This is a genomic window from Mesorhizobium sp. CA16 (assembly GCF_020165175.1).
Taxonomy (GTDB): Bacteria; Pseudomonadota; Alphaproteobacteria; order Rhizobiales; family Rhizobiaceae; genus Mesorhizobium.
Map to the genome: position 1 here is coordinate 108734 of NZ_JAIUHP010000005.1, position 23350 is coordinate 132083.

Consider the following 23350-nt stretch of genomic DNA (forward strand, 5'->3'; position numbering starts at 1 on the left):
GAAGGCCGCAGGTCACGCGATCAGCGACACATTCCCGCCGGCGTGACGCTCAAGTCGTCCCGCAAGGTCGAGTTCAAGCAGCACCATCGATATCTGCGCTGCACTCATGCCGGTGTGGCGGATAATGTCGTCCACCGCGATCGGCGTAGGCCCGAGCGCTTCCAGCACATCGGCGCGGTCGTTTTCGCCTGGCGGCGGCATGGCTGATATGTCGGGCGCCTCGGCAAGTGGGGCGGTTCTTGGAAGCCGGGCGCCGGCAAGCGGCGCCAGCGCGCTAAGGATATCGGCGGCTTCAGTGACCAGCGTGACGCCGTCCTTGAGCAGCGCGTTGCAGCCGGCAGCGCGCGGATCGAGCGGCGAGCCCGGCACGGCGAAGACCAGCCGGCCCATTTCGTTGGCAAGGCGCGCGCTGATCAGTGAGCCGGAGCGCTGCGCCGCCTCAACCACCACCAGTCCAAGCGCCATCCCTGCGACCAGGCGGTTGCGGCGTGGGAAATCCTGGGAGCGCGGCTGCCACCCGAAGGGCATCTCGGAAACAATGGCGCCGCCGCGATCGGCGATCTCATCGCAAAGGCCGGCATTCTCGGGCGGGTAGGGGACATCGAGCCCGCCGGCCAGCACGCCGACTGTGCCGGTCGAAACGCTGCCTTTGTGCGCGGCCGTGTCGATGCCGCGCGCCAGGCCGGAAACGATGGCGTAGCCGTCTCGGCCGAGATCGGCCGCCAGCATGCGCGCCATCTTGATGCCGGCCAGCGAGGCATTGCGAGCGCCGACAATCGCCACCGCCGGCAAGCGGAAGACCGCGCCTTCGCCTTTTACCGCCAGCAACGGCGGCGGGTTGTCGAGAGTCTTCAGCAGGGGCGGATAATCGGCCTCGCCGACGCCGACGAAGCGGGCGCCGGCGCGCCGCGCGGCCTCCAGCTCGGCTTCGGCCTCGGCGATGGAGGGGATGCGGACGATGCGATTGGCGCCGCCGGAGATCATCAATTCGGGCAGCATTTCAAGCGCGGCTTCGGCCGAGCCGAAGCGGTTGATCAGCTCGCGAAACGAGGCCGGGCCGACATTGGGCGTGCGGATCAGGCGAAGCCAGGCAAGCCGCTGCCGATCGCTGAGACGCGGGCCGGCAGCCAGGGCGCTCATCCCTTCGCCCCAATCTTGCCCTCGGTGCCGGCGAGCAGCCGCGAGATGTTTGCTCGATGCTTGACGATGACGATCAGGCTCATCGCCGCGAACAGGCCGGCGATCTGCGGTGTGTTTGTGACATAGAGCGCGATCGGCACGACCACCGCGGCCGCCAATGCCGCCAACGAGGAATAGCGGAACAGGAAGGCCATCGCGAGCCAGACGACGGCGAAGACAAGCATGCCTTGCCAGGCAAGGCCAAGCAGCACGCCGAGATAGGTGGCGACACCCTTGCCGCCCTTGAAGCCGAGCCAGACCGGGAAGAGGTGGCCGAGAAAGGCACCGAAACCGGCCAACAGTCCGAAGTCCGGCGAAAAATGTCCGGCGATCAGCACCGCGGCAGTGCCTTTCAGCGCATCGAGCAGCAGAGTGGCGGCAGCAAGGCCCTTGTTACCCGTCCTCAGCACATTGGTCGCGCCGATGTTGCCGGAGCCGATCTGGCGCACGTCGCCGAGCCCGGCCGCACGGGTGATCAGGAGCCCGAACGGGATCGAGCCGAGCAGATAGCCGAAGACGAGCGCGATCACGTAACCCATTGTTTCCCCCATATTTCCTGCCGCCCGGTTGCTCTTCCTATGATTGATACACTGTGCGCGATGCAACCATAGTTTGCAAGCGCTGGCCCTGCTTGGGCGTGAATTTATCATAATGGTAGAGTCGGGAGGGTTCGCCAAGCAAGTCTATGCCGGGCAGGCTGAGCAGGGCTTAAGCGATGCGGTGGCTTATGCGGAAAACACCGTGCGGCCCGCCACCACCGTTTGCAGGACCGTGCCCTGCAGACGCGCGCCCTCGAAACAGGTGTTCTTCGAGCGCGAGCGCAGACCGCTTTCGCTGACGATCCACGGCTCGTCCAGATCGACGACCGCGAGATCGGCCGGCGCCCCCGGCTTCAGCGTGCCGCCCGGCAGGCCGAACAGTCTGGCCGGCGCCGTGGACAGCGTCTCGATCAGCCTCAACAGCGGCACGTCGCCATTGTGGTAAAGCCGAAGCGCCGCGCCCAGCAACGTCTCCAGCCCGATGGCGCCGGCAGCGGCGTCGGCGAAGGGCAGGCGCTTGGTGTCGACGTCCTGCGGATCGTGCGAGGAGACGACGATGTCGATCGTGCCGTCCTTGATCGCCTCGATCATCGCCAGCCGGTCGTCCTCGGCGCGCAGGGGCGGGGTCAGCCGGAAGAAGGTGCGGTATTCGCCGACATCGTTCTCGTTGAGCGACAGATTATGGATAGCGACGCCGGCTGTGACATTGGCGCCCTCGGTCTTGGCACGGTTTACCGCGCCGGCCGCCATCGCCGACGAGATTTTTGCCGCGTGGTAGGCGCCGCCGGTCAGCCGGACCAAAGCCAGGTCGCGTTCCAGCGGAATCAGCTCCGCCTCACGCGGAATGCCCGACAGGCCGAGCCAGCTCGCATAGAGCCCTTCGTTCATCACGCCGGACGAGGCGAGGTTGGCATCTTGCGTTTCGTGCGCGATGACGCTGCCGAAATCGCGGGCGTAGGTCAGCGCGCGGCGCATCACCAGCGCATTGGCGATCGTGTGGCGGCCGTCGGTGTAGGCGACGGCGCCGGCCTCGCGCAGCAGGCCGAACTCGGTCATCTCGCGGCCTTCGAGGCCCTTGGTGATCGCTGCCGACGGGAAGATGTTGACGCTAGCGGTGTCGCGTGCCGTGCGCAGCACGAATTCGACCAGCGCGACATTGTCGATCACCGGATCGGTGTCCGGCATCATGACGATGGAGGTGACGCCCCCCGCCGCCGCGGCGACGCTTGCCGAAGCGATGGTTTCGCGATGCTCGCCGCCTGGCTCGCCGATGAAGACGCGCGCGTCGACAAGGCCTGGAATGATCGTCTTGCCGGCGCAGTCGACGACGGCGGCGCCTTCCGGCACGCCCTGGTTCAACGCGGCTTTCCCGGCAGCGACGATTTTGCGGCCGTCGACTATGACGCTGCCGATCTCGTCCACGCCGCGCGAGGGGTCGACAATGTGCGCCTTGCTGAAGACGGTCACGCTCATGCGCCGCGCCCTTCATGGTTGCGGCGCGGATCAAGCAGCGCCTCCATCACCGCCATGCGCACGGCGACCCCCATCTCGACCTGTTCCTGGATGACGCTTTGCGGTCCGTCGGCGATCTCGGAGGCGATCTCGACGCCGCGGTTCATCGGGCCGGGATGCATGACAAGCGCATCGTCCTTGGCAGCTTTCAGCTTCTCGGCATCAAGGCCGAAATAGCGGAAATATTCGCGGACCGACGGCACGAAAGCGCCTTCCATGCGCTCGCGCTGCAGGCGCAGCATCATGACCACGTCGGCGTCCTTGAGGCCTTCGGCCATCGAGCGCGACACGATCACGCCCATCCTGTCGATGCCGGACGGCAGCAATGTCGAGGGCGCGACGACGCGCACCTGCGCGCCAAGCGCGTTCAGAAGCATGATGTTGGAGCGGGCGACGCGGGAATGCAGGATGTCGCCGCAGATCGCCACGATCAGCTTCGACAGCGGTCCCTTGGCGCGGCGGATGGTCAGCGCGTCGAGCAACGCCTGCGTCGGGTGCTCGTGCGCGCCGTCGCCGGCATTGACCACCGAGCAGCCGACCTTCTGGGCGAGCAGGGCAGCTGCGCCAGCCGATTGGTGGCGGATGATCAGGATGTCGGGGCGCATGGCGTTGAGGGTTATGGCCGTATCGATTAGCGTCTCGCCCTTCTTCACCGAGGAGCTTGCCACCGACATGTTCATGACGTCGGCTCCGAGACGCTTGCCGGCGAGTTCGAAGGAGGATTGCGTGCGGGTCGATGCCTCGTAGAACAGGTTGATTTGGGTGCGGCCGCGCAGCGTCGAGGTCTTCTTTTCCGATTGCCGCGAGATCGCCACGGCCTGGTCCGCCCGATCAAGCAACAGCTCGATATCGGCGGGGGAAAGATCGCGGATGCCCAGAAGATGGCGGTGGGGGAAGAGCGGCAGGGACGAAGCGTCGGTCATCTCAAGGCGCTGCTATAGGGTGCGGTCCGGCCTGCCGCAAGCGCCAGCTTTGGATCGCGGGCGTTCTCCCCGGTATTTTCGTCGCGCGCCTTCCGTGGCTTGGGCTATAAGGCCCAGTGGCTTCGGATTCGCGACCGCGGGCTTGGAAATGGTAAGAACCTCTCGGCCAACTGAAGGATTGGGCAACTGAAGGATTGGGCGTGACCGACGAGGTGATCAACCAGCCGCCGCCATTGGCAGGCGGCAATGCATGGCGGGGCGATCCGTTGCTCATCCAGCTGGCCGAGCGTTTTTCCGACCCCGTGCGCAAGGATCTCGATGGGCTTGGCCGGTTCGTGATGACGCAGGAAGCGCAGGAACTCGCCCGCCTCGCCAACACCGACACGCCGAAATTGCGCACCCATGACCGCCAGGGCCGCCGCCTCGATCTTGTCGAATATCATCCGGCCTATCATGCCTTGATGCGCCGCGCGATCGCCGGCGGCCTGCATTCTTCGGTATGGGAAAACGGCGATGCCGAGATCGGCCGCCGCCATCAGGTGAGGGCGGCACGCTTCTACCTGACCGCTGAGCTCGAGACGGGGCATCTTTGCCCCATTACCATGACCAGCGCTTCGCTGGCGGCCTTGATGGCAAGCCCGAAGCTTTTCCGCGAATGGGCGCCGCGCGTGACGACGCGCAAATACGACCAGGCGCAGAAGCCTCCCGTGCAGAAGACCGGGCTGACGCTCGGCATGGGCATGACCGAGAAGCAGGGCGGCACCGATGTGCGCGCCAACACCACCAGAGCGGAGCGAACCGGCAGTGGTTTTTACCGGTTGACCGGCCACAAATGGTTCATGTCGGCGCCGATGTCGGATGCCTTCCTGGTGCTCGGACAGGTTCCGGAGGGGCTGTCCTGTTTCCTCGTGCCGCGCATCCTGGGCGACGGTTCCGGCAACGGCTTCCGCTTCCAGCGGCTGAAGGACAAGCTCGGCAACCGCTCGAACGCCTCGTCGGAGGTGGAGTTTGTCAACGCGATCGGCGAGATGGTCGGCGACCCGGGCGCGGGCGTGAAGACGATCATGGATATGGTGACGCTGACCAGGCTCGACTGCGCGGTCGCTTCGTCGGCGCTGATGCGGGCGGGCCTCTCCGAGGCCGTCCATCACACGCGTCATCGGCAGGTGTTCGGCTCCAACCTGATCGACCAGCCGCTGATGCAGCGGGTTCTGGCCGACATGGCGCTCGACGTCGCCGCGGCCACGGCGCTGTCGTTCCGGCTGGCGCGCTCTTTCGACGAGGCGGCAAGCGATCGCGGCGAGGCGGCCTTTGCCCGCGCCATGACGCCAGTCGTCAAATACTGGGTCTGCAAGATTGCGCCGCAGCTGCTTTACGAGGCGATGGAATGCCTTGGCGGCAACGGCTATGTCGAGGAAGCGCCGCTTGCCCGCTACTACCGGGAGGCGCCGGTCAACGCGATCTGGGAGGGCTCTGGCAATGTCATGGCGCTCGACGTGCTGCGCGTGCTCGGCCGCGCGCCCGGCCTGTTCGAGGAGGTGCTGACCGGCATCGACCGCGATCTCGGCACCGGCGGACGGGGCACCATCGGCGTGCTGAAGGCCGCCATGCAGGTCGCCGCGACCGACCAGGGCTCGGCGCGCCTGCTCACCGAACAGCTGGCGCTTTCGGCCGCCGCGGCGGAGCTGCGCAGGCTGGGGGCAGGGCGGATCGCCGACGCTTTCGTCGAAACGCGGCTCGGCGGCCAGTGGCGCACCACCTACGGCATGCTCGACTCGCGCCACGACGCGCGCATGATCATCGACACGCTCTATCCACCGGTGACCTGATCCGCCTCTAAATCTCTAAACCAAGAGATTGAGCATCACGTCATCCGAAAACCGCTTCACGCTTTTTCGACATCATACCGTAGAGCGCATCGCGCCGAAACGGATTCGGGTGACGCGCTTAAGTCGTTGTTGTGATGAATGTCGTTATCCCAGAACCGCTGCGCACTTCTGGGCGACATGCATCAACGGCAGATTGCCGATCTGTGGATAGCTGTTAACCTTAACAAATGGTTTCCGTTGCGGCGAGCCGATGCAAAGCCCACTCTCCACTTTGCTGGAGTAGGGAAGGGTTAACCATGACCTCCCCGAACTCCGCCAACGGGAAACGTATGCGGCACGTGTTGAGCTCAGTTCTGGCCTTGCATTGGGCGGTGGTTTTCGCCCTGCTTGCCTATATCTGCATGGACGGCAGCCGCGGCATAGCGACGGCGCTTGGCGTGCTTGGCCTCTCAGTCCAGGCCAACGGGCTTCCCGGGCTTGAAAATGTTGCCGTGCTGGCGCCGCTTTCGATCGCGTTGTTGATCGTCGCGGTGTTGTTCTGTTGGGCCTTCGTCGAAACGCTGCTGAACGCGGCGGCAAGGCCGGACGCGGGCGAGAGCGTGGCCCGGATCGCCTTCATCTCGGCATCTTTCCTGCTTTCGCTGATCCTCATCGGCGGCGTGGTTCAAGGCATTAACGGCCTGTTCATGATCGTCGCCATCCAGATGACGGCGCTGCTTGCCTCTTACATCGCCGTGCTGGCTGAACGCCGCTCCACCTTTGCAGCAATGCACTTGCCCGAGGGTGATATCCGCGCCGCCTCGCGCATGGCGATAGGAGCCGCGCACAGCTCGCTTCTTTCCCGCATATCCGGCCGCCCTGAAAACCCTGGAGGCAGGCGCTGATGCGCACGATATTCACGCTCTGGGCTGCTCCGATGGCAATTTTTTGGGGATGGTTCTTCCTGTCGGCCAACGACATGAATTTCGGCTATGCGATGCTGAGCCGACAGGTGCACGATTTCGCTTTCCAGCTCTACGGCCAGATGCTCGGCGTCGATCCGGCGATCATTCCGGGCATGGTGGCGCGGACCTGCGTTTTCGACTTTTTCCTGCTCATGGGGCTTTGGGCCTTCCGCCGCCGGCGCAACATCGCCGAATGGATCAGGCAGCGCCGGCACGGCGGTATCAGCCCCGATCGGCTCGGCCAAGCGACTGAAGCCGGTCCAACGCTCCCTGCAGAATAAAGGCGGCGGCCGCCGAATCGATCTTGCCGGCGCGCTTCTTGCGCGAGAAATCCATCTCGATCAGCGTCCGTTCGGCCGCAACCGTCGATAGCCGCTCGTCCCACAGCACGAAGGGCAGGTCGGAAAGCGGCGCCATGTTGCGGACGAAGGCGCGGGATTTTTGTGCTCGGGGCCCTTCCGAGCCGTCCATGTTGACCGGGAGGCCGAGTACGACGGCGCCGACATTGTCCTTCTGGAGCTGAGCGAGAAGCTGGGCGGCATCCAGCGAAAATTTCTTGCGCAGGATGACCGGGCGCGGATGGGCGAAGGAAAGCCCGCGATCGGAAACCGCCACGCCGATCGTCTTGTCGCCGAGATCGAGCCCGGCGAGCGTCTTGCCGCCGGCAAGCCGCGCCGGCAATTCCTCGATTGAAATAATGCCCAACGACTTCCTCTGATATCCAGGCGTCACATCCTTTTGACGTGTAGGAGGAGGGCGCCACTTTCAATTTGCGACTAGCGTTCTATCTTCCGGCAACGGAGAAATCGAGGAAAGCGCTCATGAAACTTACCTGGTACGGGCATTCGGCATTTCGCGTCGAGACCAAGGACGCCACCATTCTCATCGACCCCTATCTGGTCGGCAATCCATCGTGGACGGGCGGCTGGGAAGGGCCGGCGGAAGGCGTGACCCATGTTCTCCTGACTCATGGCCACAACGACCATGTCAGCGGCGCGGTCGAAGTGCTGAAGAAAAGCGGCGCCATGCTGGTCGCCAATTTCGAGATCTGCATGTACCTCGTCGGCCAGGGCGTCAGCGGCGACAAGATCAATCCGGGCAATATTGGCGGCACCGTCGATTGCGGCCCTTTCACCACGACCTTCGTCCAGGCGCTGCACTCGTCCTCCTTCGGCGGCGAAGGCGGCACGAACACCTATCTCGGCAATCCGGGCGGGCTTGTCCTGCATTTTCCCGAGGACAAGACGCTCTACCATATGGGCGACACCGATATCTTCTCCGACATGGGGCTGATCAACGAATTGCACGAACCGAAGATCGGCATCGTCCCGATCGGCGACCGCTTCACCATGGGCGGCGCCGTGGCGGCCCTTGCCTGCCGCCGCTTCTTCGGCTTCGATACGGTCGTTCCCTGCCATTTCGGCACCTTCTCGATGATCGACCAGACCGCCGACAAGTTCGTCGCCGGCATGGAAGGCTCGGGCGTAAAGGTGGCGCTGCCGGACATCGGCAAGGCGATCACGATCTAGATTTCTCTGCGTCGCAAGAGCTCTGCTCCCGAGCCAGGAAAAGATACACTGCAGACAGGCCGGCAAACCGTGGCAGCCACTATCACTGCGAGGGCGTGGCATTGCCGCGTAAGCGCCCGGGGAACGACCGCGTGGCGATCGAACCGGCATGATCCGTGTTGCACGCTGAGCGCCGCGCCGCTATAGCCCGAACTGGTTTTCCCGAGGCGATAGAACATGTCCGTTGATCTTCAGACCGTGAAGCGCGTCGCGCACCTTGCCCGCATAGCGGTGAGCGAGGAGGACGCCGAGCGCATGACCGGCGAACTGAACGCCATTCTCGGCTTCGTCGAGCAGTTGAACGAGGTCGATGTTTCGGGCGTCGAGCCGATGACCTCGGTCACGCCGATGGAGATGAAGAAGCGCCAGGATGCCGTCACCGACGGCAACAAGGCCGCCGACATCGTCGCCAACGCGCCGGCGACGGACGAGAACTTCTTCCTCGTTCCGAAGGTGGTGGAGTAGAGCGTGGCTGTCGAGATCGCCGTCGAGACGCCTTTGCAGGACGACGTGCGCGCGCTGGTCGCCGAACTCAACGCCGCGCTGCTCGAACTGACGCCGCCCGAGCACTGCTATCATCTCACCGTCGAGCAGATGGCCGACGAGGATACGACGGTGTTCATCGCTCGCGACAACGGCCTTGCTGTCGGCTGCGGCGCGCTCAAGCGCCATGACGATGCGGTCGGCGAGGTCAAGCGTATGTACACGCGGCCTTCGCATCGCGGCCGCAAGATCGGCGCCGAGATCGTCGCACGTGTCGAGGCGCTTGCCCGGCAGGAAGGGCTGAGGCGCTTGGTTCTCGAAACCGGCGATCGGCACCCCGCCGCTTGGACCGTCTACGAGCGCGCCGGATTCTCGCGTTGCGGACCGGTGCTGGATTATCCCGATTCCGAGTGGTCGGTGTTTTACGAAAAGAGCCTTGCCTGATGAGCGATCTCACACATCTCACCATTTCCGAGGCCCGCGCCAAGCTGCGCGGCAAGGAGATCACCGCGGCCGAGATCACCGAGGCCTATCTCGCGGCGATCGAGCGCGCCAATCCGGTGCTCAATGCCTATGTGACTGTGACCGCCGACAAGGCGCGCGACATGGCCAAGGCTTCCGATGCCAAGTTGGCCACGGGCGAGGGCGGCGCGCTGGAAGGCATTCCGCTCGGCATCAAGGACCTGTTCGCCACCGAAGGCATCCACACCCAGGCCTGCAGCCACGTGCTGGACGGCTTCAAGCCGCGCTACGAGTCGACCGTGACCAGCAATCTGTGGGCCGACGGCGCCATCATGCTCGGCAAGCTCAACATGGACGAGTTCGCCATGGGCTCGTCCAACGAGACCTCCTATTACGGCCCGGTGATCAATCCGTGGCGTCGCTCGCGTATCGAAACGGTGGTCGTGCCAACGACGCATCAGGGCGATGGCGGCTTTGTGTCTGCCGGCGGCACGAAGACGGCGCGGACCTTGGACAACGCCCAGCTGGTACCGGGCGGCTCGTCGGGCGGGTCGGCTTCGTCGGTGGCCGCCTTCCTTTGCGCCGGCGCCACCGCCACCGATACCGGCGGCTCGATCCGCCAGCCAGCCGCCTTGACTGGCACGGTCGGCATCAAACCGACTTACGGGCGCTGCTCGCGCTGGGGCATCGTCGCCTTCGCTTCCTCGCTCGACCAGGCCGGGCCGATCGCGCGCGATGTGCGCGACGCCGCGATCCTGCTGAAGTCGATGGCCTCCGTCGACCCGAAAGACACGACCTCGGTCGACCGTCCGGTGCCGGACTATGAGGCGGCGATCGGCAAGCCGATCAAGGGCATGAAGGTCGGCATTCCGAAGGAGTATCGTGTCGAAGGCATGCCGGAAGACATCGAGGCGCTCTGGCAGAAAGGCATCGCATGGCTGAAGGACGCCGGCGCGGAAATCGTCGACATCTCGCTACCGCACACCAAATACGCCTTGCCGGCCTACTATATCGTGGCTCCTGCCGAAGCTTCGTCGAACCTCGCCCGCTATGACGGCGTGCGCTACGGCCTGCGCGTGCCCGGCAAGGACATCGTCGACATGTACGAAAAGACGCGCGCCGCCGGTTTCGGCCGCGAGGTCAAGCGGCGCATCATGATCGGCACCTATGTGCTGTCGGCGGGCTATTACGACGCCTACTATCTGCAGGCGCAGAAGGTGCGCACGCTGATCAAGCGCGACTTCGAGAACGTCTTTGCCGCCGGCGTCGATGTGATCTTGACGCCGGCGACGCCGTCGGCCGCCTTCGGCATCGCCGACGAGGACATGGCCTCCGATCCGGTCAAGATGTATCTCAATGACATCTTCACCGTGACGGTGAACATGGCCGGCCTTCCCGGCATTTCGGTGCCGGCCGGCCTCGACGGCAAAGGCCTGCCGCTCGGCCTGCAGCTGATCGGCCGCCCCTTCGACGAGGAAACGCTGTTCCAGACGGCCAACGTCATCGAGCAGGCGGCGGGCAGGTTCCAGCCGGAGAAGTGGTGGTAGCGTCGTCCCTCATCTGACAAGGGGCGATGCATGTTCTACTATCTTTCCAAGATTCTCTGGTTCTTCATCCAACCGATCAACCTGGCGATCTTCCTGTTGCTTGCCGGCCTGCTGGCAGCGATGCTCGGGCGCCGGCGGCTGGCGGCCGCGGGCAGTGTGCTCGGCATCGCGATCCTGGTCCTTTCGGCCTGGACGTCGGTCGGCGCGATGATGCTCAATCCGCTCGAAGAACGCTTCCCCAAGCCGCCATTGCCCGAGAAGGTCGACGGCATCGTCGTGCTTGGCGGCGGCTTCGAGGGCGCCATCAATCTGGCGCGCGGCGGTTACGAGCTGAACAGCAGCGGCGACCGCATGGTGGAGACAGCGATCCTTGCGAGGCGCTTTCCCCAAGCGAAGGTCGTCGTATCGGGCGGCAACGGCTCGCTTTTTCTCGACGGCGAGGGCGACGCCGACACGGCGCCGCGGCTGCTCGGCGCCTTAGGCGTTTCCGCCGATCGCCTGATCCTAGAGGATAAATCCCGCAACACTTACGAGAATGCGGTGTTCTCGCGAAAATTGGTCGAGCCGAAGCCGGGCGAGACCTGGCTGTTGGTGACCTCGGCTTTCCACATGCCGCGCGCCAAGGCGCTGTTCGACACGGCGGGTTTTGCGACCGTTCCGTGGCCGGTCGACTATCGCACCTCGGGCAGGGAAGGCGTCGGCCTCTACCGCGACAATCCGGTGGATTCGGTGCAGGCGACCACCATCGCATTGCGCGAATGGATCGGGCTTTTCGCCTACAGGCTGTCCGGCAAGATCGATCAGTTCTTTCCCGGGCCGGGCGGCTGACCGAGCACGGCTTGCCGCGCCGCCGAGAAGAACTGGCGCCGCACCAGCACGGCCAGAAGCACCAGCGTCGATATCACGAAGACGACCGGGTCGACGAACCAGCCGAGATAGCCGATCGAGAAGAAGACGGCGCGCAATCCGGAGTTGAAGTGCTTGCCGGCAAGCACGTTCATGCGCGTCGCTCGCCACACCGCCGTTTCGCTGACCGGGTTGCGCGAAGCCGGGCCATGCGGGGTCGGCACCGCGCCGATCAGGATCGAGCAATAGTTGAACAGGCGGTAGGCCCAGCCGAATTTGAAGAAGGCGAAGGCCAGGACAAGCACCAGGCCGAACACCTTGGTTTGGAAGGCTTCGCGCGACGAAGCCGCGCCGAAAGGCAGGTCGGCCAGAACCTCAAGCACTCGGTCGGAGGCGCCGAGCAGGGCAAAGCAGCCGCCGAGCGCGATCAGAGAAGAAGAAGCGAAGAAGGCGGTGCCTTGCTGCAGGCCGCCCATGATGGCGGTGTCGACGATGCGGATTTCACGCTCGGCCATATTGCGCATCCAGGCCTCGCGCTGGGCATTCATCGCCGTGGTCAGCGACATGCGACGGACCAGCTTGCCGTCCGAGGCGAGCGTGTGCGCAACCCAGACGACCAGGAAGAAAGCCAGCGCCGCCAGATCGGCCGCCGAAAGATGAAGTGAATCGCCCATCCAGTGCTTTTAACACAAGGGGTGCCGGCACTTCGACAGGCGGCAAGCGATGTCGCTGGCGGAGCAAACAAGGTCGGCAGCCGCCGCGCCGCGCCATGCAAAACAGCGGAAACATCCTGGGAATTCCTATATGTAAGCTTTGAGCGGTCCTCAGGAGACGACGCCCCAGTGTTCCTTTCGGTTTTCGACCTGTTCAAGATCGGCATCGGCCCATCGAGCTCGCACACGATGGGGCCGATGACGGCCGCGCGTCGCTTTCTCGACGAGATCCTGGCCGGCGACTGGCCCCGGCCCGCCGACGTCAAGGTTGACCGCATCGGCGCCAGCCTGCACGGCTCGCTTGCCTATACCGGCATCGGCCACGGCTCCGACCGCGCCGTCATCCTCGGCCTGGCCGGCCAGACACCGCAGACGGTCGATCCCGACGAAGCCGACGGCATCGTCGCCCGCATAAGCGCGGAGAAGCGGATTTCGCCGCCTGGGCATCCGACATACCACTTCGATCCCGCCAAGGACCTCGTGCTCGACCGCAAGACGCCGCTGGCCGGCCATGCCAACGGCATGGCCTTCTATGCCTATGATGCGTCCGACCGGCTGCTGCTCAAGCGCATCTATTATTCGATCGGCGGCGGCTTCGTCGTCTCCGAGGAAGAGCTGCAGCGCATGAAGACCAAGGGCTCGGTGACGACCGAAGGCAAGAAAGTACCGTACCCCTTCAAGAACGCCGCCGAAATGCTGGCGATGGCGGCCAAGAGCGGGCTTTCGATCGCCGAGATGAAGCGCGCCAACGAGGAAAAGCATATGCCGCGCGAGGAGCTCGACGAAGGCCTCGACGCGATCTGGGGCGCGATGAAGGGCTGCATCGATCGCGGCTTGTCGCAAGACGGCATAATGCCGGGTGGGTTGAAGGTGCGCCGCCGCGCGCGGCAGCTGCACGACAAATTGCAGGAACAGTGGCAGCAGAACCGGCCAAATCCGTTGCTCGCCAATGATTGGCTGTCGATCTACGCCATGGCTGTCAACGAGGAGAACGCCGCCGGCGGTCGCGTGGTGACCGCCCCGACCAATGGCGCTGCCGGCACGCTGCCTGCGGTGCTGCGCTACTGGCTGCATTTCCATCCCGAAGCCGACCAGCCGAGCATCCGCGATTTCCTGCTGACGGCCGCCGCCGTCGGCGGCATCATCAAGTCCAACGCCTCGATCTCGGGCGCCGAAGTCGGTTGCCAGGGCGAGGTGGGTTCCGCTTCGGCGATGGCCGCCGCCGGGCTGTGCGCCGTCATGGGCGGCACGCCCGAGCAGGTGGAGAACGCCGCCGAGATCGCGCTCGAGCATCATCTCGGCATGACATGCGATCCTGTCGGAGGCCTGGTGCAGGTGCCCTGCATCGAGCGCAATGCGCTGGGGGCGGTGAAGGCAGTGACGGCGGCCTCCTTGGCCATCAAGGGCGACGGCACGCATTTCGTGCCGCTCGATGCCGCGATCGAGACCATGCGCCAGACCGGCCTCGACATGAACGAGAAATACAAGGAAACCAGCCTCGGCGGCCTCGCGGTCAATGTGGTGGAGTGCTGAGGTCTTATCGAGACCCCAGGCTGGCCCTGTGGAGAAGTCGCTCAAGGCGTTGACGCGTCAATCCTTGCGGCTAAATCTTGGGGCATGTCACTCAATCTCATCAAACTGTGCGTCGGTTGCGACAGCGTCGAGGACCTCGAAGAGTGGATCGCCTTCCGCCTCGACGAGCGGCGCCGTGCGGGCGAGCCGGCCGAGCACTGGCACACCACCCGCATGGTGCCGACGCGCGGCGATGAGATCACCGACGGCGGCTCGCTCTATTGGGTGATCAAGGGCAGCGTGCAGTGCCGGCAACTGATCACCGAGATCCGGCCCTTCGTCGACGGCGAGGGCATCGGCCGTTGTCATCTGGTGCTCGACCCTGAGGTGGTGCGCACCGACTGGCAGCCGCGCCGCGCCTTCCAGGGCTGGCGTTATCTGAAGCCCGCCGATGCGCCGGCCGATCTCGGCAAGGGCAGGGCGGCACTCGCCGAAATGCCGCCGAAGCTCAGGCTCGAACTCGCCGAGCTCGGCCTGCTGTAGCGCCGCGCCGGCCGGCAAACCCGCCGCTGGCCCTTCGGCTCGTCCGATGTGGGACTTGCAAGCGCCGGACCTTGGTCCCATCCTATTTGTTATGCTCGGTCATCCGTATGGCGGTGCTAATCGATGGGTGTGATCCTCGCTTTGGCAGCGGTGCTTGTGGTGCTTTTCGGCGCCGCCATGCTCTTTGTGCGCGCTGATCCCGCAAGGATGGCCGATAGTCTGAGATCGCTTGGACCGGCTTTTCTGGGACTGGTCGGGGCGCCCATGCTGATCTTTGGCCGCAGCCTTATCGGCGGACTGCTTTTGCTCGCGGCACTGGCCTGGGTCGGCTGGATACGCACGAGGCGGCCTCCGGCGCGCGCCGCCGCTTCCAAACATTCGACGGTGCGCACTGCCGCGCTCGAAATGGACCTCGACCACGACAGCGGCAAGCTCGAGGGGCTCGTCCTGGCCGGGCGTTATGAAGGCAAGATGCTGGGCGCAATGGGGCTGACGGACCTGCGCCAGCTTCACGGCGAGCTCAGCCCGGACATGGAGAGCCGCCAGCTCCTAGAGACGTATCTTGACGGCCGTTTTCCCGTCTGGCGCAAGGACGCGCAGCCGCACGGTGGCGAAGGGCTGGGTGTTGCGCCAGGTGCGGGCTCCATGACTAAGGAGGAGGCCTACAAGGTCCTTGGTCTTGAAGCGGGGGCTGCCGCGGCGGATATCCGCAAGGCGCACCGCCGCCTGATGCAGCGCCTGAACGCCGATGTCGGCGGCACGTCTGTCCTGGCGGCGCGGATCAATGAAGCCAAGGACGTCCTGCTCTCCAATCACGATTAGTCTCCTTCGACGCGGGTACTTTCCCGGAGATTTCAACAGCCGCCTATTGCTCGACGGCGTAGCACGAGATTTTCTTGCGCTTCAGGGCGTCACAGGCCTTCCAGGCGGCGTCCTTCGAGCCGAAGCCGCCGAAACGGGCGCGGTAATAGGTGGTGCCGTCCTTGTCGAAAGCGACCGTGAAGCCCGAAGCGTCCGCCAGGACCCTCGGCGCCTGCTTGCTCGTCTTTTCGAGCAGCGCCTGGGCTCCGGTTTTCGTCGGCGACGATGCAACCTGAACGACCCAGCCGGAGGGCACCGACGATGTCTTGACCGGATCGATCGCCGGTGCTGCGGGCGATGGGTCGGCATAAGCGGTGACGACCTGGGCCGAGGCTTCCTCGGTTTTGGCGGGCGGCGCCATCGCGGCCACGGCAACCGTCTTCACCTTCTTGATCTGGATCACCGGTTTCGTCTCTTCGGCGACCTGCTGGCTGTCGTCCTGGACGTCATCGTCGGCTGAGGCGACGACAGCGTCATCCGTAGCCGGCTTGGCGTCCGGAGTCGGCGCGTCATGCTTGGGCAAAAAGACCTTGGCCAAGGTCTTGATCGGATTGTCGTTGCCCTTGGCGATGAGATCGCCGCCGCCGCGCGTCGAGGCGCGCGGCAGATAAGTGTTGATCAGCGCGGCCATCTGGTTGTCGCGGCTGCGGCCGGAAGCGCCGCCCATCACCACCGCGACGAGGCGGCGGTCGCCATCGGCAACGGAGGAGACGAGGTTGTAGCCCGAAGCGCGGGTATAGCCGGTCTTGATGCCGTCGACGCCCCTGATGCGGCCGAGCAGACGGTTATGGCCATTGATGCGCTGACGGCCATATAGAAACGAGCGCTGCGAGAAATAACCGTAATATTGCGGATAATGCTCACGCAGCGCGATGCCCAGCATCGCCATGTCGCGAGCCGTGGTGAACTGGCCCGGGTCGGGCAGGCCGTTGGCGTTGCGGAAGACGGTGCCGTTCATGCCGAGCTGGCGCGCCTTGGCCGTCATCATGCGGGCGAAATTGTCCTCGCTGCCGCCGAGCATCTCGCCAAGCGCGGTCGCCGAGTCGTTGGCTGATTTCGTCACGATCGACAGAATCGCGGTCTCGACCGGAACCGAGCCGCCGGCGCGCACGCCGAGCTTGGTCGGCGCCTCGGCGGCGGCATGAGCGGAAAACGGAACCGGGGTGTTCTTGCTGATCCTGCCCTTCGCCAGCGCTTCGAAGGTGAGGTAGAGCGTCATCATCTTGGTAAGCGAGGCGGGATAGCGCCGGCCATTGGCGTCAGCGGAGTAGAGCACCTTGCCGGTCTTGGCGTCCACGACGATGGCCGAGGCTCTTGCTGCCATTGCTGACGCTACGTCGGCGACGACAACCGTCATCGCGAGCGCGGCGATCATAATTGCCCTGAGGGAGAAAGATTTGGAGACTAGCCCCGACAACGCCTGACGCACCGTTACTTACCCTGAATTTTCGTTGCCCCGGAGGCGGCAAAGGGAGTGCCGGCCTCACTTCCAGCCAAGCTATCGCGCCCGGCGTTACCAATCCGTTTATGGTAACCGCCGCGTTCACCATTTTTCGGCAAATCGAGCTTCTCTTTAATCGAATTTTACCGGCTGCCGGCGCTGGACCCCCTGCATATCAAGGGGATTCTTGACTTTTGTGCATCGCACAATATATTGAGGTGCATTGCACAAGGGCGCCCGGGGCAAAAAGGGCGTTTCAACCAAAGGGAAGTATGAAATGACCCAGACCTATGAGGACTTCACGAAATACGGCAAGGAATTTGCCGACACCGGGCTGAAGAGCTTCGCCTCGCTCACCAAGGGCGCGCAGGCGATCGCCACCGAAGCCGGCGAATACACCAAGAAGAGCTTCGAAGCCGGCACCGCCGCCTTCGAGAAGCTGTTCGCAGCCAAGTCGATCGAGAAGGCCGTCGAGATCCAGACCGATTACGCTAAGCAGAGCTATGAGAGCTTCGTGGCTGAGGCCAGCAAGATCGGCAATCTCTATGCCGAACTCGCCAAGGAAGCGTACAAGCCCTTCGAATCGGTGGTCGCCAAGGCGAAGTAATTTCGCCCGATCACGCCGGACATGGCCAGCGGGCCAATCAAAAGGACCCGGTCGCGAAAACGCGGCCGGGTTTTTTCATGCGTGATCGCAACCTGACGCACCTTGCCGCATTCACGATTGAGAAATTCGCTGCAGTTTGCCCACCTAGCCATATTGATCGCAACCTGACGCACCTTGCCGCATTCACGATTGAGAAATTCGCTGCAGTTTGCCCACCTAGCCATATTGTCAGCTAAACAGAAGGGCTTAAAATCGTCCATCGAGAACCTACATGTTGAACTCGCATGAGGATTCGAAAAGGCTGGACTACGTGACGATCGGTTTGACTGCCACGGCAGGCGTGGTGCGAATGCAAAGTGACGGAGACCGCAACGATCCCGGTCGCGGCACCGCTGTCATCACGCGCACCAAAACCAAGACCAAGAAGCCCAGTCTCTACCGGGTCCTCATTCTGAACGACGACTACACCCCGATGGAGTTCGTCGTTCACGTCCTGGAACGATTTTTCCAAAAGGACCGCGAAGCCGCCACACGCATCATGCTTCATGTTCACAATCATGGAGTGGGCGAGTGCGGCATCTACACATTCGAGGTGGCCGAGACCAAAGTGTCCCAGGTCATGGATTTCGCCCGACAGAATCAGCATCCGCTGCAATGCGTGATGGAGAAGAAGTGAGGTAACATGCCGGCTTTCTCCCAAGGCCTGGAAAAGGCGCTACATCAGGCGCTGACATTCGCCAACGAGCGGCATCATGAGTATGCGACGCTCGAACATTTGCTGCTCGCGTTGATCGACGATACCGAGGCCGCCGCCGTCATGCGCGCCTGCAACGTCGATCTCGACGAGCTCAAGCATACGGTTCTCACCTATATCGACACCGAGCTCGACAACCTCGTCACCGGTTATGACGAGGATTCGAAGCCGACGGCAGGTTTCCAGCGCGTCATTCAGCGCGCCGTGATCCATGTGCAGTCATCCGGCCGCGAGGAAGTGTCCGGCGCCAACGTGCTCGTCGCCATCTTCGCCGAGCGCGAGAGCCACGCTGCCTATTTCCTGCAGGAACAGCAGATGACCCGCTACGACGCGGTCAATTACATCTCGCATGGCATTGCCAAGCGCCCAGGCGCTTCGGAATCGCGCACGCCGCGCGGCGCCGAGGACGAGCAGGGCGGCCAGAACGGCGCCGAACCGCAGGAAGAGGGCGGCAAGAAGAAGCAGCAGGACGCGCTGACGGCTTACTGCGTCAACCTCAACAACAAGGCGCGCGCCGGCAAGATCGATCCGCTGATCGGCCGCGACAGCGAGATCAACCGCACCATCCAGGTGCTGTGCCGCCGTTCCAAGAACAACCCGCTCTATGTCGGCGATCCGGGCGTCGGCAAGACGGCGATCGCCGAAGGCCTCGCCAAGCGCATCGTCGAAGGCGATGTGCCGGAAGTGCTGCAGGATGCAACCATCTTCGCGCTCGACATGGGCACGCTGTTGGCCGGCACCCGCTATCGCGGCGACTTCGAGGAGCGGCTGAAGCAGGTCGTCAAGGAGCTCGAGGACTATCCGGGCGCGGTGCTGTTCATCGACGAGATCCACACGGTGATCGGGGCCGGCGCCACCTCGGGCGGCGCCATGGATGCATCGAACCTTCTGAAGCCGGCGCTGTCGTCCGGCGCCATCCGCTGCATCGGCTCGACCACCTACAAGGAGTTCCGCCAGTTCTTCGAGAAGGACCGCGCGCTGGTGCGGCGCTTCCAGAAGATCGATGTCAACGAGCCGACCATCGAGGACGCCATCGAGATCATGAAGGGCTTGAAGCCTTATTTCGAGGAGTTCCACAAGGTCCGCTACACGAGCGAAGCGATCAAGGCCTCGGTCGAGCTGTCGGCGCGCTACATCAACGACCGCAAGCTGCCGGACAAGGCGATCGACGTGATCGACGAAACCGGCGCCTCGCAGATGCTGGTGCCGGAAGCCAAGCGCAAGAAGACGATCGGCATCAAGGAGATCGAGGCGACGATCGCCACCATGGCGCGCATCCCGCCGAAGACGGTCTCGGCCGACGACGAGAAGGTGCTGCAGGGGCTCGATATCGAGCTGAAGCGCGTCGTATACGGCCAGGATACGGCCATCACGGCGCTGACCTCGGCGATCAAGCTGGCGCGCGCCGGCCTGCGCGAACCGGAGAAGCCGATCGGCTCCTACCTGTTCTCAGGCCCGACCGGCGTCGGCAAGACGGAAGTCGCCAAGCAACTTGCCGCCTCGCTCGGCGTCGAGCTGATCCGGTTCGACATGTCGGAATACATGGAACGCCACACCGTCTCGCGGCTGATCGGCGCGCCTCCCGGCTATGTCGGCTTCGACCAGGGCGGCCTGCTCACCGACGGCGTCGACCAGCATCCGCATTGTGTGCTGTTGCTCGATGAGGTCGAAAAGGCGCATCCGGACCTGTTCAACATCCTGTTGCAGGTGATGGACCACGGCAAACTGACGGATCACAACGGCAAGCAGATCGACTTCCGCAACGTGATCTTGATCATGACCACCAATGCGGGCGCCTCGGACGCGCAGCGTGCGGCGATCGGCTTCGGCTCGACCAAGCGCGAGGGCGACGACGTCGAGGCGATCAACCGGCTCTTCACGCCGGAGTTCCGCAACCGCCTGGACGCGATCATCCCGTTCGGTTCGCTGCCGGTGCCGGTTATCCATCAGGTGGTGCAGAAGTTCGTCATGCAGCTTGAGGCCCAGCTCTCCGAGCGGGGCGTCACCTTCGACCTGTCGCCGGACGCGATCGCCTGGCTGGCCGATAAGGGCTATGACGAGCGCATGGGCGCGCGTCCGCTCGGCCGCGTTATCCAGGAGCACATCAAGAAGCCCCTGGCCGACGAGGTGCTGTTTGGCAAGCTCAAGAAGGGCGGCACGGTGCGCGTCACCGTCGAGAAGAAGGAAACCGGCGAGTCCGGCCTGAAGCTCGAATCGCTCGCCGACGAGTCGCCCGTGCAGCCGAAGAAGGAAGAGCCGGAAGACTCGCCGAAGCCGAAGAAGGCGGTGGCCAAGAAGCCGGCGCCCAAGAAGGCCGTGGCGCAGAAGCCGGAGCCGAAGGGCAAGGACGGCAATAAACGCAGCCTTGTGCCGCAACTGCCGCGCAAGGGCTGATCGGCCTTCATTTGAAATGCAAAAGAGCCCCGGCAATGGGGCTCTTTTCTTTTGAGCGGTCAGCGCGCAGTCACCGGGTCGAAGGCTGGGTCAGCTTCCCAGCGCCGCGCGGATCTTGCCGGCGTTCTCGGCCAGCACCTCAGGCTTCTCCATCTGACCGGAATGCGGCTTCAACGGCACGCCTTCGAAGCGCGGCACGACGTGGACATGGAGATGGTAGACGGTCTGCCCGGAGGCCGATTCGTTGAACTGCATGAGGGTGACGCCGTCGGCGTCGAATGCCTTTTTCACTGCCACGGCCACCTTCTGGACGACCGCGAACAGCGGACCGAGCGTTGCCGGATCGGCGTCGAGCATGTTGCGGGACGGCGCCTTGGGCATCACCAGCGTGTGGCCCATGCCTTGCGGCATCACATCCATGAAGGCGACGACCGCATCGTCCTCGTAGACGCGGTGCGACGGAATCTCGCCGCGCAGGATTTTCGCAAAGATATTGCCGGGATCATAGGCTTCGGCCATGGGGTGACACTCCCAATTGCATTCACCGTCCGGTGTAGCGAAGCCGCCGACGGGCGGCAAGGCGCTAAGGCGAGATCGCTAAAGCGCGTCGTAAGGAATGGATTCGGGCGACGCGCTTTAAGTCTCTGTTTTCATGTTTTCATCGCAGCGGCATGGCGCGCGGTGAGGCCGGCTATTCCCCAAGATCCTTGCGGAAGGGCGTGTGCTCTTCGAGATATTCGGCCATGCGTTCGACCTCGCGTCGCTCGCGCCTGAGGTAGTCGGCGACGGCGTTGCGCAAGCCGGGATGCGAGAAGTAGTGCGCCGAATGCATGGTCACCGGCCGGTAGCCGCGCGCCAGCTTGTGCTCGCCCTGCGCGCCTGCCTCCACCACCTTGAGCTTGCGCTCGATGGCGAAATCGATCGCCTGATGGTAGCAGACCTCGAAATGCAGGAAGGGGTGATCCTCGATGCAGCCCCAGTTGCGTCCGTAGAGCGCGTCGGAACCGACGAAGTTGATGGCGCCGGCAATGTAGCGGCCGTTCCGCTTTGCCATCACCAGGAGGATGTCGTCGGCCATGCGCTCCCCGATCAGCGAGAAGAACTGTCGGTTGAGGTAGGGCCGGCCCCATTTCCTCCCGCCGGTATCCATGTAGAAGGCGAAGAAATCGTCCCAGGCGCTTTCAGTGATGTCCTTGCCGGTCAGCCAGTCGATCGAGATGCCGTCGGCAAGCGCTTCCCGGCGCTCCTTCTTCATTGCCTTGCGCTTGCGCGAGGCGAGCGTGGCGAGGAAGTCGTCATAGGTCGAAAAGCCTTCGTTGAAGAAATGGAACTGCTGGTCGGTGCGATGCAGGAAGCCCGCCGCTTCCAGTGTCGCCACATCCGGCTCGGTGGCGAAGGTGACATGCGCGGACGAGACGCCGAGCCTGTCGGTCACCAGCTTCAGGCCTTCCGCCAGTCCGGCCTTCACCGCACTTTCATTCTCGCCTTTGCCGACCAGCAGGCGAGGGCCGGTGACTGGTGAAAACGGCACCGAGCATTGCAACTTGGGATAATAGCGGCCGCCGGCGCGCTCGAAGGCGTCCGACCAGCCGTGGTCGAAGACATATTCGCCCTGGCTGTGCGATTTGAGGTAACAAGGGACGGCGCCGAGAAGCCTGCCTTGCGCGGTTTCCAGCCGCAGGTGATGACCCTGCCAGCCAGTGCGCCGGACAGCGCAGCCGGAATCTTCCAGCGCACTTAGAAAAGCGAATGAAACCAGAGGGTTGTAGCCGTTTTCTTGGTCGCCGCGCGTGGTTCCGGCAAAGCCGTTCCATTCCTCGCAGGTGAAGGCGCCGATGCCCGCCGCGATGCGGATCGCATAATCCGCGTTCGCTGCCCGTCCATCGTCTTCGTCGCCCTGATCCATGGGGCTTATTTAAGCTTCGCAGGGGCAGCTACAAGTCACGTTTGAGGCACTCGGCTCAGCCAACTCTCACCAGGCCGGGCTCGAAACCCTCGAAAGTCATCTGGTCGGCATATTTGAAGGTGAGGTCGACAGCCGGCTGGTCATGCACGGTCCAGGTGATGACCGGCATCTTCAGCTTTTCGCGCACGAAGCTGACGAAGGGGTTGGGCAGATCGCCGGCAGCATAGGAGGTGAAGGCGAGATCGTGCGCGAGCATGGCGAAATGCGCCTCGATCAACTGGTTGTCCCTGCCATAGGCGGTCAGCCCGCCGGGGATGCCGGGGGCGTCCTTGGCGAAGTCGCGGATCAGCCAGTGATCGAACGACATGATCGCCACCTTGCCGTTGTAGCGCTTGAGCAACCGGCCGACGCTGGCCACCAGCCCCGCATCGTGGCCGGGAACGCCTTTCAGCTCGACCACCAGCGGCACACGGCCGTCGATCAGGTCGAGCGCCTCCTCGAGCGTCGGCACGTGGTCCTTGGTGCCGCCGATCTTGAGCGTCGCCAGTTCGGCCGCGGTGCGTTGCCACACGAAGCCATCCTGGCCGGTCAGCCGTTTCAGATCGCCGTCATGGATGATGACCGGGACGCCGTCGGACGAGAGATGCACGTCGCATTCGATGGCATAGCCGCGCTCGGCCGCCGCGGCGAAAGCCGACAGCGTGTTTTCCCAGCGCGTCTTGTTCATGTCGTGTAAGCCGCGATGCGCGACGGGCTGCGCAATCAGCCAGGACAGATCGGTCATGTT

Annotated in this window: 24 protein-coding genes; 14 read left to right on the plus strand and 10 right to left on the minus strand. The window is 64.0% G+C overall.

Going from position 1 to position 23350, the window contains the following annotated elements; all coding sequences use genetic code 11:
- Positions 1-12: 12 nt before the first annotated feature.
- From dprA to LB525_RS09810, 4 genes are all read right to left on the minus strand, one after another.
- On the minus strand, positions 13-1140 hold the full coding sequence (gene dprA / locus LB525_RS09795) for a DNA-processing protein DprA (RefSeq protein ID WP_224528899.1): 1128 nt from the start codon (positions 1138-1140) through the stop codon (positions 13-15).
- Positions 1137-1718: a glycerol-3-phosphate 1-O-acyltransferase PlsY gene (gene plsY, locus LB525_RS09800; RefSeq protein WP_224544456.1), complete on the minus strand. Its 582-nt coding sequence runs from the start codon at positions 1716-1718 to the stop codon at positions 1137-1139. The genes dprA and plsY overlap by 4 nt, the downstream gene beginning before the upstream one ends.
- Before the next feature lie 186 nt (positions 1719-1904).
- Positions 1905-3191: a dihydroorotase gene (locus LB525_RS09805; protein ID WP_224544457.1), complete on the minus strand. Its 1287-nt coding sequence runs from the start codon at positions 3189-3191 to the stop codon at positions 1905-1907.
- The gene (locus tag LB525_RS09810) at positions 3188-4153 is read right to left on the minus strand and encodes an aspartate carbamoyltransferase catalytic subunit (RefSeq protein ID WP_224544458.1); all 966 of its coding nucleotides are present in this window, start codon (positions 4151-4153) and stop codon (positions 3188-3190) included. Before LB525_RS09810 ends, LB525_RS09805 begins: the two co-directional genes overlap by 4 nt.
- Before the next feature lie 200 nt (positions 4154-4353).
- Here LB525_RS09810 and LB525_RS09815 point away from each other — a divergent pair, with 200 nt between their 5' ends.
- From LB525_RS09815 to LB525_RS09825, 3 genes are all read left to right on the plus strand, one after another.
- Positions 4354-5982: a DNA alkylation response protein gene (locus LB525_RS09815; protein ID WP_224544459.1), complete on the plus strand. Its 1629-nt coding sequence runs from the start codon at positions 4354-4356 to the stop codon at positions 5980-5982.
- A 329-nt stretch (positions 5983-6311) separates the two neighbouring features.
- Positions 6312-6866, plus strand: coding sequence for a hypothetical protein (locus LB525_RS09820; protein ID WP_224528986.1), 555 nt, complete (start codon positions 6312-6314; stop codon positions 6864-6866).
- Positions 6866-7207, plus strand: coding sequence for a DUF6105 family protein (locus LB525_RS09825; protein WP_224528892.1), 342 nt, complete (start codon positions 6866-6868; stop codon positions 7205-7207). The genes LB525_RS09820 and LB525_RS09825 overlap by 1 nt, the downstream gene beginning before the upstream one ends.
- Here the strand turns inward: LB525_RS09825 and ruvX are convergent.
- Positions 7149-7631, minus strand: a complete 483-nt coding sequence (gene ruvX, locus LB525_RS09830) for a Holliday junction resolvase RuvX (RefSeq protein ID WP_224528889.1) — start codon at positions 7629-7631, stop codon at positions 7149-7151. The genes LB525_RS09825 and ruvX overlap by 59 nt on opposite strands.
- A gap of 116 nt (positions 7632-7747) precedes the next feature.
- Between ruvX and LB525_RS09835 the strand changes: the two genes are divergently transcribed.
- The 5 genes from LB525_RS09835 (at position 7748) to LB525_RS09855 (ending at position 11814) form a co-directional block, all read left to right on the plus strand.
- On the plus strand, positions 7748-8455 hold the full coding sequence (locus LB525_RS09835; protein WP_224528848.1) for a metal-dependent hydrolase: 708 nt from the start codon (positions 7748-7750) through the stop codon (positions 8453-8455).
- Between the two features lie 216 nt (positions 8456-8671).
- The gene (gene gatC / locus LB525_RS09840; protein WP_095765337.1) at positions 8672-8959 is read left to right on the plus strand and encodes an Asp-tRNA(Asn)/Glu-tRNA(Gln) amidotransferase subunit GatC; all 288 of its coding nucleotides are present in this window, start codon (positions 8672-8674) and stop codon (positions 8957-8959) included.
- Positions 8960-8962: 3 nt separating this feature from the next.
- Positions 8963-9421: a GNAT family N-acetyltransferase gene (locus LB525_RS09845; RefSeq protein ID WP_224528845.1), complete on the plus strand. Its 459-nt coding sequence runs from the start codon at positions 8963-8965 to the stop codon at positions 9419-9421.
- Positions 9421-10986: an amidase gene (locus LB525_RS09850; protein WP_224544460.1), complete on the plus strand. Its 1566-nt coding sequence runs from the start codon at positions 9421-9423 to the stop codon at positions 10984-10986. The genes LB525_RS09845 and LB525_RS09850 overlap by 1 nt, the downstream gene beginning before the upstream one ends.
- A 30-nt stretch (positions 10987-11016) precedes the next feature.
- The gene (locus LB525_RS09855; RefSeq protein WP_224544461.1) at positions 11017-11814 is read left to right on the plus strand and encodes a YdcF family protein; all 798 of its coding nucleotides are present in this window, start codon (positions 11017-11019) and stop codon (positions 11812-11814) included.
- Here LB525_RS09855 and LB525_RS09860 read toward each other — a convergent pair.
- Positions 11787-12506: a DUF599 domain-containing protein gene (locus LB525_RS09860; protein WP_140841255.1), complete on the minus strand. Its 720-nt coding sequence runs from the start codon at positions 12504-12506 to the stop codon at positions 11787-11789. The two genes, LB525_RS09855 and LB525_RS09860, sit on opposite strands and share 28 nt — an antisense overlap.
- A 168-nt stretch (positions 12507-12674) precedes the next feature.
- On the opposite strand from LB525_RS09860, the gene LB525_RS09865 reads away from it, so the two are divergent.
- The 3 genes from LB525_RS09865 (at position 12675) to LB525_RS09875 (ending at position 15422) form a co-directional block, all read left to right on the plus strand.
- Positions 12675-14078 (plus strand): L-serine ammonia-lyase, encoded by a 1404-nt coding sequence (locus LB525_RS09865; protein WP_224544462.1) that lies wholly within the window; start codon positions 12675-12677, stop codon positions 14076-14078.
- 84 nt (positions 14079-14162) lie between these two features.
- Positions 14163-14600, plus strand: coding sequence for a DUF1489 family protein (locus LB525_RS09870; protein ID WP_095765343.1), 438 nt, complete (start codon positions 14163-14165; stop codon positions 14598-14600).
- A 123-nt stretch (positions 14601-14723) separates the two neighbouring features.
- Positions 14724-15422, plus strand: coding sequence for a molecular chaperone DnaJ (locus LB525_RS09875; RefSeq protein WP_095765344.1), 699 nt, complete (start codon positions 14724-14726; stop codon positions 15420-15422).
- Between the two features lie 43 nt (positions 15423-15465).
- On the opposite strand, the gene LB525_RS09880 is transcribed toward LB525_RS09875, so the two are convergent.
- A complete protein-coding gene (locus LB525_RS09880; protein ID WP_224544463.1) occupies positions 15466-16890 on the minus strand; it encodes an SPOR domain-containing protein in 1425 nt (474 codons plus the stop codon).
- Between the two features lie 289 nt (positions 16891-17179).
- Here LB525_RS09880 and LB525_RS09885 point away from each other — a divergent pair, with 289 nt between their 5' ends.
- The 3 genes from LB525_RS09885 (at position 17180) to clpA (ending at position 20657) form a co-directional block, all read left to right on the plus strand.
- Positions 17180-17509 (plus strand): phasin family protein, encoded by a 330-nt coding sequence (locus LB525_RS09885; RefSeq protein WP_095765346.1) that lies wholly within the window; start codon positions 17180-17182, stop codon positions 17507-17509.
- Positions 17510-17858: 349 nt separating this feature from the next.
- Positions 17859-18185 (plus strand): ATP-dependent Clp protease adapter ClpS, encoded by a 327-nt coding sequence (clpS, locus tag LB525_RS09890; protein WP_036258315.1) that lies wholly within the window; start codon positions 17859-17861, stop codon positions 18183-18185.
- 6 nt (positions 18186-18191) lie between these two features.
- The gene (gene clpA / locus LB525_RS09895; RefSeq protein ID WP_095765347.1) at positions 18192-20657 is read left to right on the plus strand and encodes an ATP-dependent Clp protease ATP-binding subunit ClpA; all 2466 of its coding nucleotides are present in this window, start codon (positions 18192-18194) and stop codon (positions 20655-20657) included.
- A gap of 90 nt (positions 20658-20747) precedes the next feature.
- Here the strand turns inward: clpA and LB525_RS09900 are convergent, their stop codons facing one another.
- From LB525_RS09900 to LB525_RS09910, 3 genes are all read right to left on the minus strand, one after another.
- Complete coding sequence (locus LB525_RS09900) at positions 20748-21176, minus strand: HIT family protein (protein ID WP_140627829.1); 429 nt, start codon at positions 21174-21176, stop codon at positions 20748-20750.
- 172 nt (positions 21177-21348) lie between these two features.
- Positions 21349-22563 carry a GNAT family N-acetyltransferase gene (locus tag LB525_RS09905; RefSeq protein WP_224544464.1) on the minus strand — a complete coding sequence of 405 codons (1215 nt, stop codon included), beginning with the start codon at positions 22561-22563 and terminating at the stop codon, positions 21349-21351.
- A 55-nt stretch (positions 22564-22618) separates the two neighbouring features.
- Positions 22619-23347, minus strand: a complete 729-nt coding sequence (locus tag LB525_RS09910) for a glycerophosphodiester phosphodiesterase (RefSeq protein ID WP_224544465.1) — start codon at positions 23345-23347, stop codon at positions 22619-22621.
- Positions 23348-23350: the final 3 nt, after the last annotated feature.